Source organism: Paractinoplanes polyasparticus (assembly GCF_019710575.1).
Lineage (GTDB): Bacteria > Actinomycetota > Actinomycetes > Mycobacteriales > Micromonosporaceae > Actinoplanes > Actinoplanes polyasparticus.
In genome coordinates, this window is sequence record NZ_JAHWFK010000004.1 from 275,917 (window position 1) to 291,242 (window position 15,326).

Genomic DNA, 15,326 nt, shown 5'->3' on the forward strand with positions numbered 1-15,326 from the left:
TTCACTTCGATTGGTCAGGAATCTACCCCCGCGACGTAGGACTCTTGTTACGTGGCTGTTATCCGCAACCTTCGGTCCGGCGCCTGGCGTGTCGTCGAGCTGATCACGACGCCGGTGGTGCCCGCCGACTACCTCGACGTGATCGCTCCGCTGCGCAATGCCCAGGTGCTCCGCGCCAAGATCGACGCGGTCCGCCCCGAGACGGAGAACAGCGTCACGCTGGTGCTCCGCCCGGGTCGCGGCTGGCGTACACACCGGCCCGGCCAGTACGTGCGCGTCGGCGTGGACGTCGACGGCGTCCGGTTGTGGCGCTCGTACTCCGTGACCAGTCCGCCCTCCCGCCGCGACGGCCGATTCACCGTGACCGTCAACGCGGTGCCCGACGGCGTGGTCAGCACCCACCTGGTCCGCAGGGCCCGGCGCGGGATGATCGTGCACCTCGACGTGCCGGCGGGCGAATTCCTGCTGTGCGAGCCGCGGCCGGCCAAGGCCCTGTTCGTCACCGCGGGCAGCGGCATCACGCCGGTCATGGGCATGCTCCGCAGCGCGCTGCACGAGCTGTCCGACGTCGTCGTCGTGCACTCGGCGGGCACCCGCGAGGCCGTCGTCTTCGGCGACGAGCTGCGCGCCCTGGCCGCCGCGGGCCGGATCCGGCTGATCGAGCGGCACACCCGGGCCGACGGCCGGCTCAAACCGGCCGACCTCGACGAGCTGGTGCCCGACCTGTTCGAGCGGAAGACCTGGGCCTGCGGCCCCAACGACATGCTCGACGACCTCGAGACGCACTGGGCCGACGCCGAGGCCGCCGACCGGCTGAGCACCGAGCGTTTCCGGCCCACGCTGATCAACAGCGGCGGGGGCGGCACGGTCACGTTCACCGGCTCAAGCACGGTCGTCGAGACCGACGGCTCCGAGCCGCTGCTCGACTCCGGTGAGGCGGCCGGCGTGCTCATGCCGTCGGGCTGCCGGATGGGCATCTGCTTCAGCTGCGTGCTCCCGCTGCGGGAGGGCGCCGTGCGCGACCTGCGCGACGGCCGGCTCACCGTCGCCGAACCGGGCGACAACATCCCCGTACAGACCTGCATCTCGGCCGCCGCCGGCCCCTGCACGATCGACGCGTAAAGAGGAACCTGCATGACGACGATCCAGCGCAAGAAGTCGAACCCGATCGCCCACCTGACCCCCGAGGACATCGAGCGGATCGGCATCGAGCTCGACGCGATCCGCGACGAGGTCATGGGCAGCCGGGGCGAGAAGGACGCCGCGTACATCCGGCGGGTGATCGCGTGGCAGCGCGGGCTCGAACTCGGCAGCCGCGGGGTGCTGCTGTTCTCGATCTTCCCGCCGGCCTGGCTGGTCGGCACGGCCGGCCTGTCGGTGGCCAAGATCCTCGAGAACATGGAGATCGGCCACAACATCCTGCACGGCCAGTGGGACTGGATGCGCGACCCGAAGATCCACTCCACGAAGTGGGAGTGGGACCACGCCTCCCCCGCCGAGCAGTGGAAGCACTCGCACAACGAGCTGCACCACACGTACACGAACGTGATCGGTCGCGACAACGACCTCGGCTACGGCATCATGCGCGTCGACGAGGACCAGAAGTGGCACCCGATGCACCTGGGCCAACCGTTCTACAACTTCGTCAACGCCCTGCTCTTCGAGTACGGCATCGCCGCGTACGACCTGGAACTGGGCAAGAACCTGAAGACCAGGGAACGTCGCCGGGACCCGAAGTTCCGCGCCGCCCTCAAGGCCGTCCGCCGCAAGATCGGCAAGCAGGTGCTCAAGGACTACATCGTGCACCCGGCGCTGTCCGGCCCGTCGTTCCTCCACACGATCGCGGCCAACGCGACGGCCAACGTGATCCGCAACCTGTGGAGCCACTCGGTCATCATGTGCGGCCACTTCCCGAACGGCGTCGAGACGTTCGAGAAGACCTCCATCGAGGGCGAGACGCGCGGCGAGTGGTACCTGCGCCAGATGCTCGGATCGGCCAACATCAGCGGCAGCCCGGCCATGCACCTGATGACCGGCAACCTGTCCCACCAGATCGAGCACCACCTGTTCCCGGACATGCCGAGCAACCGCTACAAGGAGATCGCACCCAAGATCCAAGACCTTTTCCAGCGGTACGGGCTCTCGTACACCAGCGGCCCGCTGCCGAAACAGGTCGCGTCGGCCTGGTACAAGGTCTTCCGCCTCTCGCTGCCCAACCGGGGCGAGGCCGCTGTCCGCCGCCCGGTGGAAAAGAAGGCCCCCGCCGTCTCGACCCGCTGGCGTCGCGCCCAGCCTCAGGCGCCCGCGTCGGCCCACCTGGGGTCGGCCGGTCTGGGCACGCCGACGCCGGTCGCCCTCAGCGCCGAGTAGGCCCGCGTCACCTCGTCCGGCACGTCGACCCGGGCGATGAACCCCCGGCCCGACGGCCCGTATCCCTGCGGGCCGTCGGTGAGCCGCGGGATCTCCCCCATGAGCAGCGACAGATACCGCTCAGGGGCCCACATCCCGGCCGGCGCGTCGACAACGCGCAGCTCGTCATCGACGTGGGTCCGGTGAGCGGCGAAGTTGACGACGCGCGTTCCCGGGGCCAGCAACCGGAACCCGGCGTCCATGCGCCGTTGCATGGACGCGTCCTGAATGATCAGGATCCGCTCGTGCGGCACGGCCCGCAGCAGATCCAGGGCTTCCCGTACGTTGCTCCCGCAGTTGGTCGACTCGTGCCCCAGCAGATCGACGCTCAGGTCGTACCGCTCCCGCAGATACCGCGCGAAGAGCGACGCCTCGGTCAGCCCGTCGACGTCCGACCACCCCATCTGCAGGCGCATGGCCTCCCGCAGCGCATCGGTGGAATGCCCCTGCGCACCCACGATCATCCCCCGCGGCGCCGCCCCGTCCGCCAGCGCCCGCGCGAAGACATCCCCACCGGCCAGGATGCTGCCCCCGAAAAGCACGGCGACATCAGCCACCCCGGCGCGCGGAACCTCGACATCGCGCAACGCACAGAAATCCACGAGCGTGTTCACGTGCCCCGCGAGGTATTCGGTGGCCCCGCCGGCCGCGCCCCGGTAAAAACTGCTCATGGTCAGCAAGTATCCCCGGACGCCGCACCTGGCCGGCTCACGCCTGCAGCCGGGCGACGAGGATCTGTCGCAGACCCCGTTCGCCGCGCTGGCGGGCCGGCACCTCGTCGTCGAGGAGAAGCTGGACGGGGCCAACGCAGCGATCAGCTTCACCGGCGACGGCGAGCTGCGCCTGCAGTCGCGGGGGCACTATCTGGCCGGCGGTCCGCGGGAGCGTCAGTTCTCGCCGTTCAAGTCGTGGGCGAACCTGGTCGCGCCGGTCCTGTGGCCGGTTCTCGGCGCGCGGTTCGTGCTCTACGGCGAATGGCTGTACGCCAAGCACACGGTCTTCTACGACGCGCTGCCCCACTACTTCTGCGAGTTCGACATCCTCGACCGGCAATCCGGCGCGTTCCTGGACACCCCGGCCCGGCACGCGATGCTGGCGGGTACCCCGGTGGTCAGCGTGCCCGTGCTGCGCACCGGAACCTTCGCCACGCTCGGGCAGCTGACGGGCCTGGTCGCGGCGTCGACCGTACGGACCCCGGCCTGGCGCGAGGCTTTGCGCGGGGCGGCGGCGAAGGCGGGAACCGACCCCGATCGCGCCCTCGCCGAGAGCGACTCCGGCGACGAGATGGAGGGCCTGTACGTCAAGGACGAGTCGGGCGGCCGGGTGAACGGCCGCTACAAGTGGGTACGGGCCGGATTCTCGCAGGCTGTTCTGGATTCCGGCTCGCACTGGGCGGACCGGCCGATCGTGCCCAACGGGCTGGCGGACCCGGCGGTGATGTATGCGATCTGACTGGACCGTCTTCGCCGGGCTGTGCCCGGCCGCTCCGTCCTGGATCGTGCCGTGGTCCCGGATCGAGCAGGAATTCGACTGGATCCGGCGCCTGCGTGACGTACCGCAGGACGCGGTGCATCACGGCGAAGGCGATGTGGCCACCCACACCCGGATGGCGGCCGAAGCCTTGGCCGCGCAGCCCGCCTGGCGCGAGTTGCCACCGGCCGAGCGGGTGCGGCTGTTCGCGGCGGTGCTGCTGCACGACGTGGCCAAACCGGACTGCACCCGGACCGATGACGACGGCCGGATCACCGCGCACGGCCACTCCCGCCGGGGCGACCTGGCCGTACGCCGGATCCTGTGGGAGCTGGACGCTCCGCGCCCGTGGCGCGAGCACGTGGCCGCGCTGGTCCGCCACCACCAGGTGCCGTTCTGGGCCCTGGAACGGCCGGACCTGGAGCAGATCGTGCTGCGGGTGAGCCTGCTGGCCCGCAACCGCGACCTGGCCATGCTCGCCGACGCCGACATCACCGGCCGGATCTGCGGCGACCGGCACGAGGTGCTCGAGAACATCGACCTGTTCCGCGAGTACTGCGCCGACCTCGGCGTGCTCGACGAGCCGTGGCCGTTCCCCTCGGACCACGCCCGCTTCCAGTACTTCCGCACCGAGGGCCGCGATCCGCGCTACGCCGCCTACGACGACACCCGCCTCACCATGACGGTCCTGTCCGGCCTGCCCGGCGCCGGCAAGGACACCTGGGCCGCGGCCCACGCCGACCACCAACCGGTGATCAGCCTGGACGCGATCCGCGCCCGCCTGGGCATCAAGCCGACCGACGGCCAGCGCGCCGTGGCCGCAGCCGCCCACGAAGAGGCCCGCGAACATCTGCGAGCCCGCCGTGACTTCATCTGGAACGCCACCAACATCTCGCGACAGCACCGCGATCTGTGCATCAGCCTGGCCGCGGCCTACCACGCCCGGGTGAAGATCGTCGCGCTGGAAGTTCCACCAGCGACCCTGCGACGCCACAACACGGCCCGCCCGGCGCCGGTGCCGGAGGCGGTCATCGACCGCCTGATCGGCAAGTGGGAGTCCCCGGACCTGACCGAGGCCCACGTCGTCCACCTTCCGTGAACCGCCGGCGGCCACCAGCGCGGGTTGCGCTGGTGGCCGCCGGACTCACGTCGGTGTTGCGCTCAGATCAGCTTCAGGGGTAGGCCACGACGTTGCGCGGGGTGGTGTTGCCGGCGGGGTTGGGGACGGAGCCGCCGGTGTCGTTGACGACGTTGGCGATGGTGCCGACGTCGCCGAGGGAGACGGTCAGGACACTGCGGAGCCGGACGCCGGAGCGGTTGGGCACCTCGAAGGCCCGGTCCACGCGGACACTGGGGTTCACGTTGAAGTAGGCGTACGAGCCACCGCCCCAGAGTTCGTGGTCGGTGACGCTGTCGGCGACCTTGTAGGCGGCGTAGCCGTTGCCGCGGGGCCCGATCCAGGCTGCCTGGTTGGGTACGTCGTACGGCTTCTCGTTCTGGAAGAAGATCGTCTTGCCGCGGTTGCCGTTCCAGATCACTTCGTACTTCTGGTAGTGCTCGACGAACAGGCCGGTGGCGAGAACGTCGTCGCCGTTCACGACGAGGCCGGTGTCACCGGTGTTGACCGTCCAGCCGGTGGGTGCGCCGCCGTGGTCGGCACGCCAGGCCCAGATGTGGTCGATGATCGTGTCGTCGCTGTGCACGGCGAGGGTGGTGGTGGCCTTGCCCTGAACGCTGCTGCCGATGCGGAAGAAGACGTCCTGCAGGCTGATCGGATTGGCGGCGTGGTCGGTGTGGACGCCGGCCCGTCCGACGCTCATCAGCGTCGGGCTGTTGGTCGTGCCGGCGTCGAAGGTCAGGCCACTGACCTTGACGCCGTCGACGTCGGCGACGTTCAGGGCCTCGACCCCGCCCGTCGGGATCAGGGTCGGGAAGCCGATGCCGGTGACCACGGTGTTGGCCCGGGTGACCCGGATGGTCTCGTTGACCGAGTACGTGCCGGGGGTGAAGAACAGGTTCAGGCCCTGAGCCAGGGCGGAGTTGATCCGGGCCGCGCTGTCGCCGGGCTTGGCGACGTAGAACTCCCGCATCGGGATCGAGGTGCCGGCGGTGTTCGGCCAGTTGGCGCCGGCGGAATTGCGTCGCAGGGCGGGCACGAACACGCGGTATAGACCCGCGCTGTCGACGTACAGGTAGGGCTTCTCCCGGGTGACCGGGGTGGTGGCCAGGGTGGTGTGGGGCGGGTTCGGGAACGCGTTGGCCGGTGCGCCCTGGACGCCCGAGTAGACCATGTTCCAGACGCCGCCGTCCCAGCGCGCGATCCGGCTGTCACGGGTGTACCACTGCTGCTGCGAGCCGGAGGACACGACGCCGTCGACCACGGAGTCGGCCAGGTAGCCGCCGCTGGAGTAGCCCTGCCCGTTGTCCTGGTTCGACGGTGCCAGGGTCAGGTTGCCCTTGATGTGCACCCGGCGCATCGGCGCGGCCTGGGAGACGGCCCACCGGTTGGTCCCGCCCTCGGGCACGATCGACAGGTTCTCCATGCTGCGCCAGAAGTTCTGGGTCGCGTTGCTCTCGTCGCCGTAGTTCCACCCGGAGTCGACGTTGACCGCGCCGTTGATCGTCACGTCGTCGGGGTTGAGGCCGAGACCGGCCACGGTGGTGTAGAAGCCGATGTTGGCCCACACCCGCCCGTACGAGCCGGGCTTGAAGAGGAAGACGTGGCGCTGGCTTCCGAACTGCGCGGTCGGGCTGCGCAGCTGCGCGTTGAACGCCGAGTCCACCGCCGACTGGATGGTCGCCGCCGGCGTGGACGGCTCGAAGATCCGCACGTTCGGGCCCAGGTCCGGGGTGTCGGACGTCGGCAGAGCCGGTCCGGTCGGGGTCGGCGTGGGAGTCGTGGGCCCGGAGCCGTTGGCGAAGACCTGGAACTCCCAGAGCGAGTAGCCGTACGGGGTGGCCCGCGTGGTGCCGTTCATCCGCACGTACCGGCCGCTGCCGGTGGCGTTCAGGGTCTGCACGCCGGCCTGGCCCGCCGTGACCGGCGTGATGTTGGTCCAGGAGGTGCCGTTGGCCGAGGTCTGGATGGTGAACGCCGAGGCGTACGCGGCCTCCCAGTTCAGCACGACCTGGCTGATCGTCTGGGTGCTGCCGAGGTCGACCTGCAGCCACTGCGGATCGGCGAAGGTGCTGGACCAGCGGGTCCCGGCGTTACCGTCGACCGCAGCGGCCGCGCTGAAGGCAGCGCTCTCGACGGACGACGCGGTGGCCGGCTTGCCCTGAGACACCGGGAGTTCCGCGGCGCTGGCATTGGTGGCGACCGAGGCGACGGTGATGCCGAGAGCTGTGGCGAGGACCGCGCTCAGCGCGACCAGTCCGTGGCGTCGGCGTGTCTGCGGCGGTGGGGATGTCAGTGTCGGGGATGTCATGTGCCTGCCTTTGTCGGGCGGTTGCCGCGCGTCCGTTGGGGACGGACGCACGGCGAAACGGGGATGACCGTGCGGCGCTGAGGAAGCGCTTTCTCGGCGATTGTTACTTCGCCGTAACGACGAGTCAAGAACTCGGCAACAACTGGCCGGCAACCGTGCCCTTCTATGCCGTTGCCCGTCACAACCGCGTGCTCCGCTGAAGGAAAATAAGAGGAAGCGCTTCCCAGAAAAGTGTTATCCGGCGCATTAAGTCTGGTTTGCAGTGACCCGGGCGAACCTGACAGCGGTCGATGACCGAAGGTCCGCCCCCGCTGTCCGTGGTGAGATGGACCGGTGTCCGACTATCCCGAACTGATGCACACCGCGCTCGACGCCACCGACGTCCGCGGGCTGGCCGAGTTCTACCGCGAGCTGCTGGGCGCCGAGTACCGGCCGGGCGACGAGACTCCCGAGGACGGCGAGGACTGGCTCGTGCTGGTCGACGAGCACGGCCGCCGGGTGCTCGCGTTCCAGCGCGTGCCGGTGCTCGACCGGCCGACCTGGCCCAGCCACGACGTCCCCAAGCAGATGCACCTCGACTTCCGCGTGCCGACGGCCGGCGAACTGGAACGGCACCGCCGGCGGGCGGAAGAGCTGGGCGCGACCCTCCTGTACGACCGCACCGACGACAAGGAGGAGCCGCTGTACGTCCTGGCCGACCCGGCGGGCCACCCCTTCTGTCTCCTCGTGGGGGCTGAATGACGCCGGTTTCGCGCCGGTGGCGGCTGGTTCGGTAACCTGCCGGTCGGCGCCAAGATCACCATGGCGTTGTCGGTCACGGTGATCGCGGGTCTGATCGTGGCCGGCATCGGGCTCCGCGGCATGAGCCAGGCGGATCACAACGCCGAGGCCATCTACGAGGAGAACCCGAAACCGACGGCGGTCCTGGCCAGCGCGCAGGGTTCGTTCGACGACGAGCTGTTCAACCTCGCCATCATGAACGTCACCGGCACCGCCGCCGGCACCGAGCAGGCGCGACAGGAAGCGCTCGCGGCCGCCGACCTGATCGCCACGGGTTTGAAAGGCTACGTGGACCTGGGCCTCGCCCCGGAACAGGAGGAGCCCGTCGCCCGGCTCCAGGACGGGCTGGCCGCCTTCGCGAAGGTCCGCGACGGACAGCTCATTCCCGCCGCGGCCGCGGGCAACACCGCCGCCTTCGCGAGGGCCTACACGAACAACGCCGTCCCGCTGGTCGACCAGGTCAACGACGCCCTCGACGCGCTGTCGGCGTTCGAACAGGCCAGCGCCGCCCGAGCCGCCCACGACACTCACGCCGGCTACGTTTCGAGCCGGCTGCTCATGCTGAGCGCCGTGGCCGTCGGGACGGGGCTCGCCGCGCTGCTCGGCTAAATCACTGCAAACCATGGTGAACCGGTTCCGGGTCTGACACCGGCGCGCCTCGTGGTCGGCCTGTTGGTGGGCGATCCGGGCTCGGTCGTCGTCCACAGTGAAACCGGCATACGGTGGCTGCGTGACCGAGGATCTGTTCGACGCGGCGTCGATGTACGACGAGGACTATCTGCACTTCTTCGCGGCAGCGGACGGTGGCGGGGCGCCGTCGCACGGGCCGGTCGTGGGTACGGCGTACCCGGGCGCGGCGGTGGCGGCCGACCTCGTGTGGCGGCTGCTCGAACTGCAGCCGGGCATGGCGGTGCTCGACCTGTGCTGCGGGCACGGGGCGCTGGCCAACGAGCTGGCAGCGCGCGGGTGCCGGGTCACGGGGCTGGACTCCTCGGCGGTCTTCCTGGAGCGGGCCCGTGCCGACGCGACCGCGGGAAGCGTCGAGGTCGACTACGTCGCCGGGGACATGCGGGCGCTCCCGCGGTGGGACGGACGCTTCGACCGGGTCGTCAACTGGACCACCGCGTACGGCTACTTCGACGACGACGGCAACCGGGGCGTGCTGGACGAGATCGTGCGCGTGCTGCGGGCCGGCGGGCGGATGGCCATGGACCTCGACAACCAGACGAAGTTCCTGGCCTCGTACACGCCGTCGCGGGTCACGGCCCGGCGCGCCGACGGGGACATGCTCGTCGACCGGCACCGCCTCGACCCGCTGACCGGGCGCTTCGAGGTGGAACGGACCGTGGTGCGCGACGGGCGGACCCGCACGCTGCGCTTTCTCAAGCGGCTGTTCGGCTTTCCCGAGCTGCGGGACTGGTGCACGGCCGCGGGCTTCACCGCTGTCACCGCGTACGGGGAAGATGGCGAGCCGCTGCGAGCCGACCACAACCGCATGGTCGTGATCGCGGAAAGTTAGAAACCTCTCGTGATTCAATGGCGGGCCGCCCATCGACAGCGGTGAGCGGCGTGACAAGAATCCACGGGGAGACGATTGTGAAGCGTAGACGAGTCCTACTGGCCGCCGCCGGAGTCTTGGCGGGCGCGCTGGCCGTGCCGTCCCGGGCCCTGGCCGCCCCGCGCCCACCGACGATGGTGGCCGACCCGGCCGCGGCCGACCGTGATTTTGTCCGGTGGCTGTCGGTCCACGACCCGCGGGCGGCTGTCCGGGCTGCGGCCGAGGCAGCGGTGACCGGCGGCGCCGCGGCGTTCGTGGCCACGGGGTACGCGTCCGCGCTGAGTCAGGCGGCACAGGCCCGGGCGAACGACCTCGACTTCGCGAACCGGATGGCGGCCGAGCATCCGGCACAGTCGAACCCGTGGGTGAACGCGGCGGCCAGGCGCGCGGCGAACGGCACCGACGCCGAGCTGGCGGCCTTCCGCGCCACCGGCTACGCGGCGGCGCTGACCGACGACGACGCCCACGTCCCCTACGACGACGGCGCGGCGCTCGTCAGTCCCGAGGATTTCGACCTCGTGCGAAGCATCCGCTACCTCGACACGGGCCCGACGGTGCTCGAGCGATCGGCCGAGGTGCGAACCGACGCCGACGCCGCCGAGTTCCTGCGCCACGGCTGGCTCAGCGCGGCCCGGATCGACGTGGACACCTTCCGCGCGCGGTACGTCGCCGACGAATGGGACCGGTGGCGCGAGGCGAGGTACCGGGTCTCCCAGGCCGTGAGCCTCGACCGGGCGGCCCGGGAAGGCGCCGCGGACCCCTATGCCGCGGTGCGGGCGTGGGACGACGTGTTCGTGCGGTTCGCCCGCCAGCCGTCCGGCTGGGCCGAGCGCGAGCGGTTCGTCCGGCCCCGGGCCGACGACTGGCTCCGCATCTCGTACACGGCCGCCGATCGGGAGAGCCCGCTGTGGGCTCCGCTCACGGTCGAGGCCCCGGCGATCCGGTCCCAGTGGCTCAATGAGCTCACGGGCGCCACCCAGCAGGGGGCCTGGTGGAGCGAACTGATCCAGTACGCGCAGGCCCTCCGGGACGAGTGGCTTCACAACTCCTGATTCACCATCGGCCGGTTCCCGGCATCGCCCGGGAACCGGCACGATCCACCACGCCATACCGCCGCCGCCTTCCCGCCGTCCTCGGCAGGCCGTGCTCACTCCCCTCTCGCCCGTGATCACACCCGCCGGCACGCTGCGTCACCCAGCGGCCGGAACCCAGCTCGCACGCCATCATTACAAAGAGTGACATCAGCCTCCTCCCGCCGAGCCTGAGCGGTTCGCGGCAAAGGCCCGATTCGTGCCTCGTTTCGACCGGCCACGTCCAGTGTGAGATGTCTGGGTTCAGCCCTTTAGCCAGACTGCGTCGTCGCCCCGGTCAACAGCCTTGTTTCACACTCCGTAGCTTTCTATTGTCCTGATGTGCCCGAAAAACACGGGTATTCAGAACGGGCAGCATCACCAAAGGTGATCAAGCGGAGGTTCCGATGTTCGGAGAACACGGCGGGTTGATCCTCGTCGCGGGCTACGCGCTCATGCTCTCCTGGCCGATCTCGACGGTTGCGCTGGTGACCCTCGCGGTTCGCTACGTCGCGTCACGCCGGCAGGATCTCGTCCGCCGGTCGCTCGTGAACGGCGACGGCACGCCGGAACACTTCTGGATCATCGTGCCGGCGCTGAACGAGGAAGTGGTGGTCGGCAACACCGTACGGGCGGCGCTGGCGCTCACCGGGCCGGGCAACACGCTGGCCCGGGTGCTGGTCGTCGACGACGGCTCGGACGACCGCACCCCGGACGTGCTGGCCGCGATCGACCACCCGCGCCTGCACGTGATGCGCCGCGAGCTGCCCGAGGCCCGCAAGGGCAAGGGCGAGGCGCTCAATGCCGCCTACCGCTACATCGCCGAGCAGACCGCGCAGGCCGGCGTCAACCCGGAGAAGGTCGTCCTGGGCATCATCGACGGCGACGGCCAGGGCAGCTCCAACATCCTGCTCGAGGTGTCCCGGATGCTGCGCGACCGGGCCATCGGCGCGGTGCAGGTGCAGGTGCGCATCCGCAACCGCAACAAGCTGCTCGGCGCGGTGCAGGACCTGGAGTTCGCCACCATCGTCAACGCCTGCCAGAGTCTGCGCGACCGGCTCGACACGGTCGGCCTCGGCGGCAACGGACAGTTCACCCGGCTCTCGGCGCTGCTGGCGCTCGGCGAGGCGCCGTGGTCGGCCTGCCTGGTCGAGGACCTCGAACTGGGCCTGCGCATGCACCTGTCCGGCGTCGGCATCCGCTACACGTCGCGGGCCGCGGTCACCCAGCAGGCGGTGGTCGACGTCCGCCGGCTCACCCGCCAGCGCACCCGCTGGGCCCAGGGCAACCTGCAGTGCGCCCGCTACCTGCGGCAGCTCGTCACCTCGAAGCGGATCGGGCTGACGTCGCTGGGCGAGGTGCTGCACTACCTGTTCTCGCCGTGGATCAACGCCCTGGTCACGGTCTTCCTGGCCGGCATGGTCGCCACGGCCACGGCCGGACTGGTCATCGGCCACCCGATCTCGTTCATCGCGAGCTGGACGGAGCTGACCGCGAGCGCCGGCGTCTGGCTCGGCATCACCTGGTTCCCCGGCCTGGTCTGGGCGCTGGTGCACCGCTACCGGCTCCACGACGAGACCCTCCCGCGGCTGCTCCTCGCCGCCCTGGCCTACCCCGCGTTCCTGCTCCTCGGCCTCGTGGCCACCTACCGGGCCATCGCCCGCCAGGCCACGGGCCGCCAGTCCTGGGCCAAGACCGAACGGCTGGCCGAAGAACCGCTCCCCACCACCACCGCTCTCGCGCTCGCGGCCTGAGACCCCCAGGAGATAGAGATGTCGCTCCCCGAAGTGCACCTGATCGGCGGCACCCGCCCCGAAGCTGTCAAGCTGGCCCCGGTCGCTGTCGCCATGCGCGAGCAGGGCCTGGTCGAGCCGGTGCTGCTGGCCAGCGGTCAGCACCCGGCGATGGTCACCCAGGCGCTGGCCGCGTTCGACCTGACCGCGGACGTCAGTCTGGCTGTCGAACGCACCACCGGCAGCCAGGCCGAGCTGATGACCGAGATGGTCCGGCAGCTGGACGCGCTGTGGGACGTCCGCCCGCCGGCCGCCGTCATCGTGCAGGGCGACACCACGACGAGCCTGGCCGGCGCGCTGGCCGCCTTCTGGCGGCGGATTCCGGTCGTACACCTGGAAGCTGGTCTTCGCTCGGGCGACCTCGACTCGCCGTTCCCGGAGGAGGCGAACCGCAAGCTGGTGGCCCAGGTCGCCTCGCTGCACCTGGCGCCGACCCCCCTCGCCGCGATGAACCTGCTCGACGAGAACGTGCCGGCCGCGGACGTCATGGTCACCGGCAACACCGTCGTCGACGCCACCCTGGCCGTGGCGGGACGCAAGCTGCCGTACTCGGACGCCAGGATCGCCGCCGCACGGGCGAACTCGAAGAACCGTCTCGTGCTGGTCACCGCGCACCGCCGCGAGTCCTGGGGGCACCCGCTCGACCGCATCCTGACCGCGGTGCGCACGCTCGTCGCGAAGTACCCCGACATCGACGTGATCTTCCCGAGCCACCCCAATCCGGCCGTACGGGCCCAGGTCGAGGCCGGTCTGGCCGGGCTCACCCGGGTCACCGTGACCGACCCCGTCCCGTACGCGGACCTGTCCCGCCTGCTCTCCGAGGCCTACCTCGTGCTCACCGACTCGGGCGGCATCCAGGAGGAGGCGCCGTCGTTCGGCGTTCCCGCGCTGGTGCTGCGCGACGTCACCGAGCGGGTCGAGTCGATCGACGCCGGCTGCGCCAAGCTGGTCGGCTCGGACACCCGGCTCATCGTCGACGAGGCGTCCGCCCTGCTCGACGACCGGGCCCGCCGCGACGCGATGACCGTCAACGGCAACCCGTACGGCGACGGCCTCGCCGCCCACCGGACGGCCCAGGCCACCGCCGCCCTCCTCGGTCTCACCGCCTCTCCCGAAGCCATGGTTGGAGTGTCCCGCTGATGCGAATCTCGAAGCCCCTGATCTCCGTCGCCGCCGCCACCGTCACCCTGGGCGCCTTCGCCCTCAGCTCGGTGCAGGCCGAGGCCGCGGTCAAGCCCGTCGCCGCCGTGAGCGCGCTGCCCGCCGCCAAGTCGGGCAAGGCCGCGCCCGGCGGGGGCGCCGCGAAGACCCTCGTCCTGTACGACACCACGGGCCCCTACGGCTGGATGGGCGAGGTCTACGCGACCCAGACGGCCAACCTGAGCTCACACTTCGGCTCGTGGACGGCGGCGCCGGTCGGCTCGTACAAGGCCGGCGACCTCAACGCCTACACCGCCGTGATCTACGTCGGCTCCACCTACGACGAGCCCATCCCGGCCGCCTTCCTCACCGACGTGGCCGCCACCGCCAAGCCGGTGACCTGGCTCTACGACAACATCTGGCAGCTCACGGCGACCGGCGGTTTCGCGGCCGCGCGCGGCTTCACCAGCGGCGGCTTCGACCTCGCGGACGTGGCCGAGGTCGGCTACAAGGGCCAGAAGCTGACCCGCGACACGACCAACAAGTCCGGCATCATGAACCTGTCGATCAGCGACGCCGCCAAGGTGACCACGCTGGCCACGGCCGTGCGACCGGACGGCACGACGTTCCCGTGGGCTGTACGGTCGGGCAACTTCACCTACGTCGGCGAGATCCCCTTCTCGTACGTCACCCACGACGACCGCTACCTGGCGTTCGCCGACCTGCTCTTCGACTCGCTGGGCTCCTCCACGGTGGAGCGGCACCGGGGCCTGGTCCGCATCGAGGACGTCGGCCCCGACTCCGACCCGGCCGAACTGAAGGCCGTCGCCGACTACCTCTCCTCGCAGAAGGTGCCGTTCACCGTCGCCGTCTACCCGCGCTACCGCGACCCCAAGGGCGTCAACAACGGCGGCAAGGCCCAGGACTACACGCTGCTGAGCAAGCCGAAAATGGTGGCCGCGCTCAAGTACATGCAGAGCAAGGGCGGCACGCTGCTCATGCACGGCTACACCCACCAGTACGGCACGATCGCCAACCCGTACGACGGTGTGAGCGCCAACGACTTCGAGTTCTACGCGGCCCACGTCGACGCCAACGACAGCGTCATCTACGACGGCCCGGTCCCCGGCGACTCGGCCGCCTGGGCCACCAGCCGCATGGCCGCCTCCGGTCTCGTCTTCGCCGCGGCCGGCCTCGGCACCCCCACGATCTTCGAGTTCCCGCACTACGCCGCCAGCGCCGTCGACTACCAGGTCGTCAACAGCCTGTTCGGCAAGCGCTACGACCGCGGCCTCTACTTCCCCGGCGTGCTCACCGGCGCCAAGCCCGACTACTCCCGCCAGTTCGGCCAGTTCTTCCCGTACGCCGTCCGCGACGTCTACGGCTCGGCCGTCATCCCCGAGAACATCGGCAACGTGGAGCCCGACGCCTTCAACAACCACCCGGCCCGCCTGCCGTCGGACCTGATCGGCGCGGCCAAGCGCAACCTGGTCGTCCGCGACGGCGTGGCCAGCTTCTTCTACCACCCCTACCTCGGCACCGACTACCTGAAGCAGGTCGTCACCGGGGTCAAGGCCCAGGGCTACACCTTCGTCTCGGCCAACTCGATGCTCACCAACTGAGCCCCACCCCCAAGAAGCGCCGCCGGTACCGTCACCGGCGGCGCTTCGCCGTGCGA

At 70.3% G+C, this 15,326-nt stretch carries 13 protein-coding genes; 11 read left to right on the plus strand and 2 right to left on the minus strand.

All coding sequences use genetic code 11. The features are described from left to right. The first annotated feature begins 51 nt into the window (after positions 1-51). Both KXC43_RS07235 and KXC43_RS07240 read left to right on the plus strand, forming a co-directional pair. On the plus strand, positions 52-1,122 hold the full coding sequence (locus KXC43_RS07235) for a ferredoxin reductase (protein ID WP_221375150.1): 1,071 nt from the start codon (positions 52-54) through the stop codon (positions 1,120-1,122). Between the two features lie 12 nt (positions 1,123-1,134). Further along, positions 1,135-2,370, plus strand: coding sequence for a fatty acid desaturase family protein (locus tag KXC43_RS07240; protein ID WP_221375151.1), 1,236 nt, complete (start codon positions 1,135-1,137; stop codon positions 2,368-2,370). Here KXC43_RS07240 and KXC43_RS07245 read toward each other — a convergent pair. Further along, positions 2,295-3,080, minus strand: coding sequence for a YdcF family protein (locus KXC43_RS07245; RefSeq protein WP_221375152.1), 786 nt, complete (start codon positions 3,078-3,080; stop codon positions 2,295-2,297). The genes KXC43_RS07240 and KXC43_RS07245 overlap by 76 nt on opposite strands. On the opposite strand from KXC43_RS07245, the gene KXC43_RS07250 reads away from it, so the two are divergent. Both KXC43_RS07250 and KXC43_RS07255 read left to right on the plus strand, forming a co-directional pair. Beyond that, the gene (locus tag KXC43_RS07250; RefSeq protein ID WP_221375153.1) at positions 3,079-3,861 is read left to right on the plus strand and encodes an RNA ligase family protein; all 783 of its coding nucleotides are present in this window, start codon (positions 3,079-3,081) and stop codon (positions 3,859-3,861) included. The two genes, KXC43_RS07245 and KXC43_RS07250, sit on opposite strands and share 2 nt — an antisense overlap. Continuing rightward, entirely contained in the window at positions 3,851-4,978 is a 1,128-nt protein-coding gene (locus tag KXC43_RS07255) for an AAA family ATPase (RefSeq protein ID WP_221375154.1), read from the plus strand. Before KXC43_RS07250 ends, KXC43_RS07255 begins: the two co-directional genes overlap by 11 nt. A 73-nt stretch (positions 4,979-5,051) precedes the next feature. Here the strand turns inward: KXC43_RS07255 and KXC43_RS07260 are convergent, their stop codons facing one another. After that, entirely contained in the window at positions 5,052-7,307 is a 2,256-nt protein-coding gene (locus KXC43_RS07260) for a discoidin domain-containing protein (protein WP_221375155.1), read from the minus strand. 333 nt (positions 7,308-7,640) lie between these two features. Here KXC43_RS07260 and KXC43_RS07265 point away from each other — a divergent pair, with 333 nt between their 5' ends. The 7 genes from KXC43_RS07265 (at position 7,641) to KXC43_RS07295 (ending at position 15,270) form a co-directional block, all read left to right on the plus strand. Further along, positions 7,641-8,048 (plus strand): VOC family protein, encoded by a 408-nt coding sequence (locus KXC43_RS07265; RefSeq protein WP_308128993.1) that lies wholly within the window; start codon positions 7,641-7,643, stop codon positions 8,046-8,048. A 36-nt stretch (positions 8,049-8,084) separates the two neighbouring features. Then, on the plus strand, positions 8,085-8,696 hold the full coding sequence (locus KXC43_RS07270) for an MCP four helix bundle domain-containing protein (protein WP_255643684.1): 612 nt from the start codon (positions 8,085-8,087) through the stop codon (positions 8,694-8,696). Between the two features lie 121 nt (positions 8,697-8,817). Further along, positions 8,818-9,606: a class I SAM-dependent methyltransferase gene (locus tag KXC43_RS07275; protein ID WP_221375157.1), complete on the plus strand. Its 789-nt coding sequence runs from the start codon at positions 8,818-8,820 to the stop codon at positions 9,604-9,606. Between the two features lie 77 nt (positions 9,607-9,683). Further along, positions 9,684-10,697 carry a hypothetical protein gene (locus tag KXC43_RS07280; protein ID WP_221375158.1) on the plus strand — a complete coding sequence of 338 codons (1,014 nt, stop codon included), beginning with the start codon at positions 9,684-9,686 and terminating at the stop codon, positions 10,695-10,697. Between the two features lie 425 nt (positions 10,698-11,122). Further along, positions 11,123-12,469, plus strand: coding sequence for a glycosyltransferase family 2 protein (locus KXC43_RS07285; protein WP_221375159.1), 1,347 nt, complete (start codon positions 11,123-11,125; stop codon positions 12,467-12,469). Positions 12,470-12,487: 18 nt separating this feature from the next. Continuing rightward, positions 12,488-13,648: a non-hydrolyzing UDP-N-acetylglucosamine 2-epimerase gene (gene wecB, locus KXC43_RS07290; protein ID WP_221375160.1), complete on the plus strand. Its 1,161-nt coding sequence runs from the start codon at positions 12,488-12,490 to the stop codon at positions 13,646-13,648. Next, the gene (locus tag KXC43_RS07295; protein ID WP_221375161.1) at positions 13,648-15,270 is read left to right on the plus strand and encodes a DUF2334 domain-containing protein; all 1,623 of its coding nucleotides are present in this window, start codon (positions 13,648-13,650) and stop codon (positions 15,268-15,270) included. The genes wecB and KXC43_RS07295 overlap by 1 nt, the downstream gene beginning before the upstream one ends. Positions 15,271-15,326: the final 56 nt, after the last annotated feature.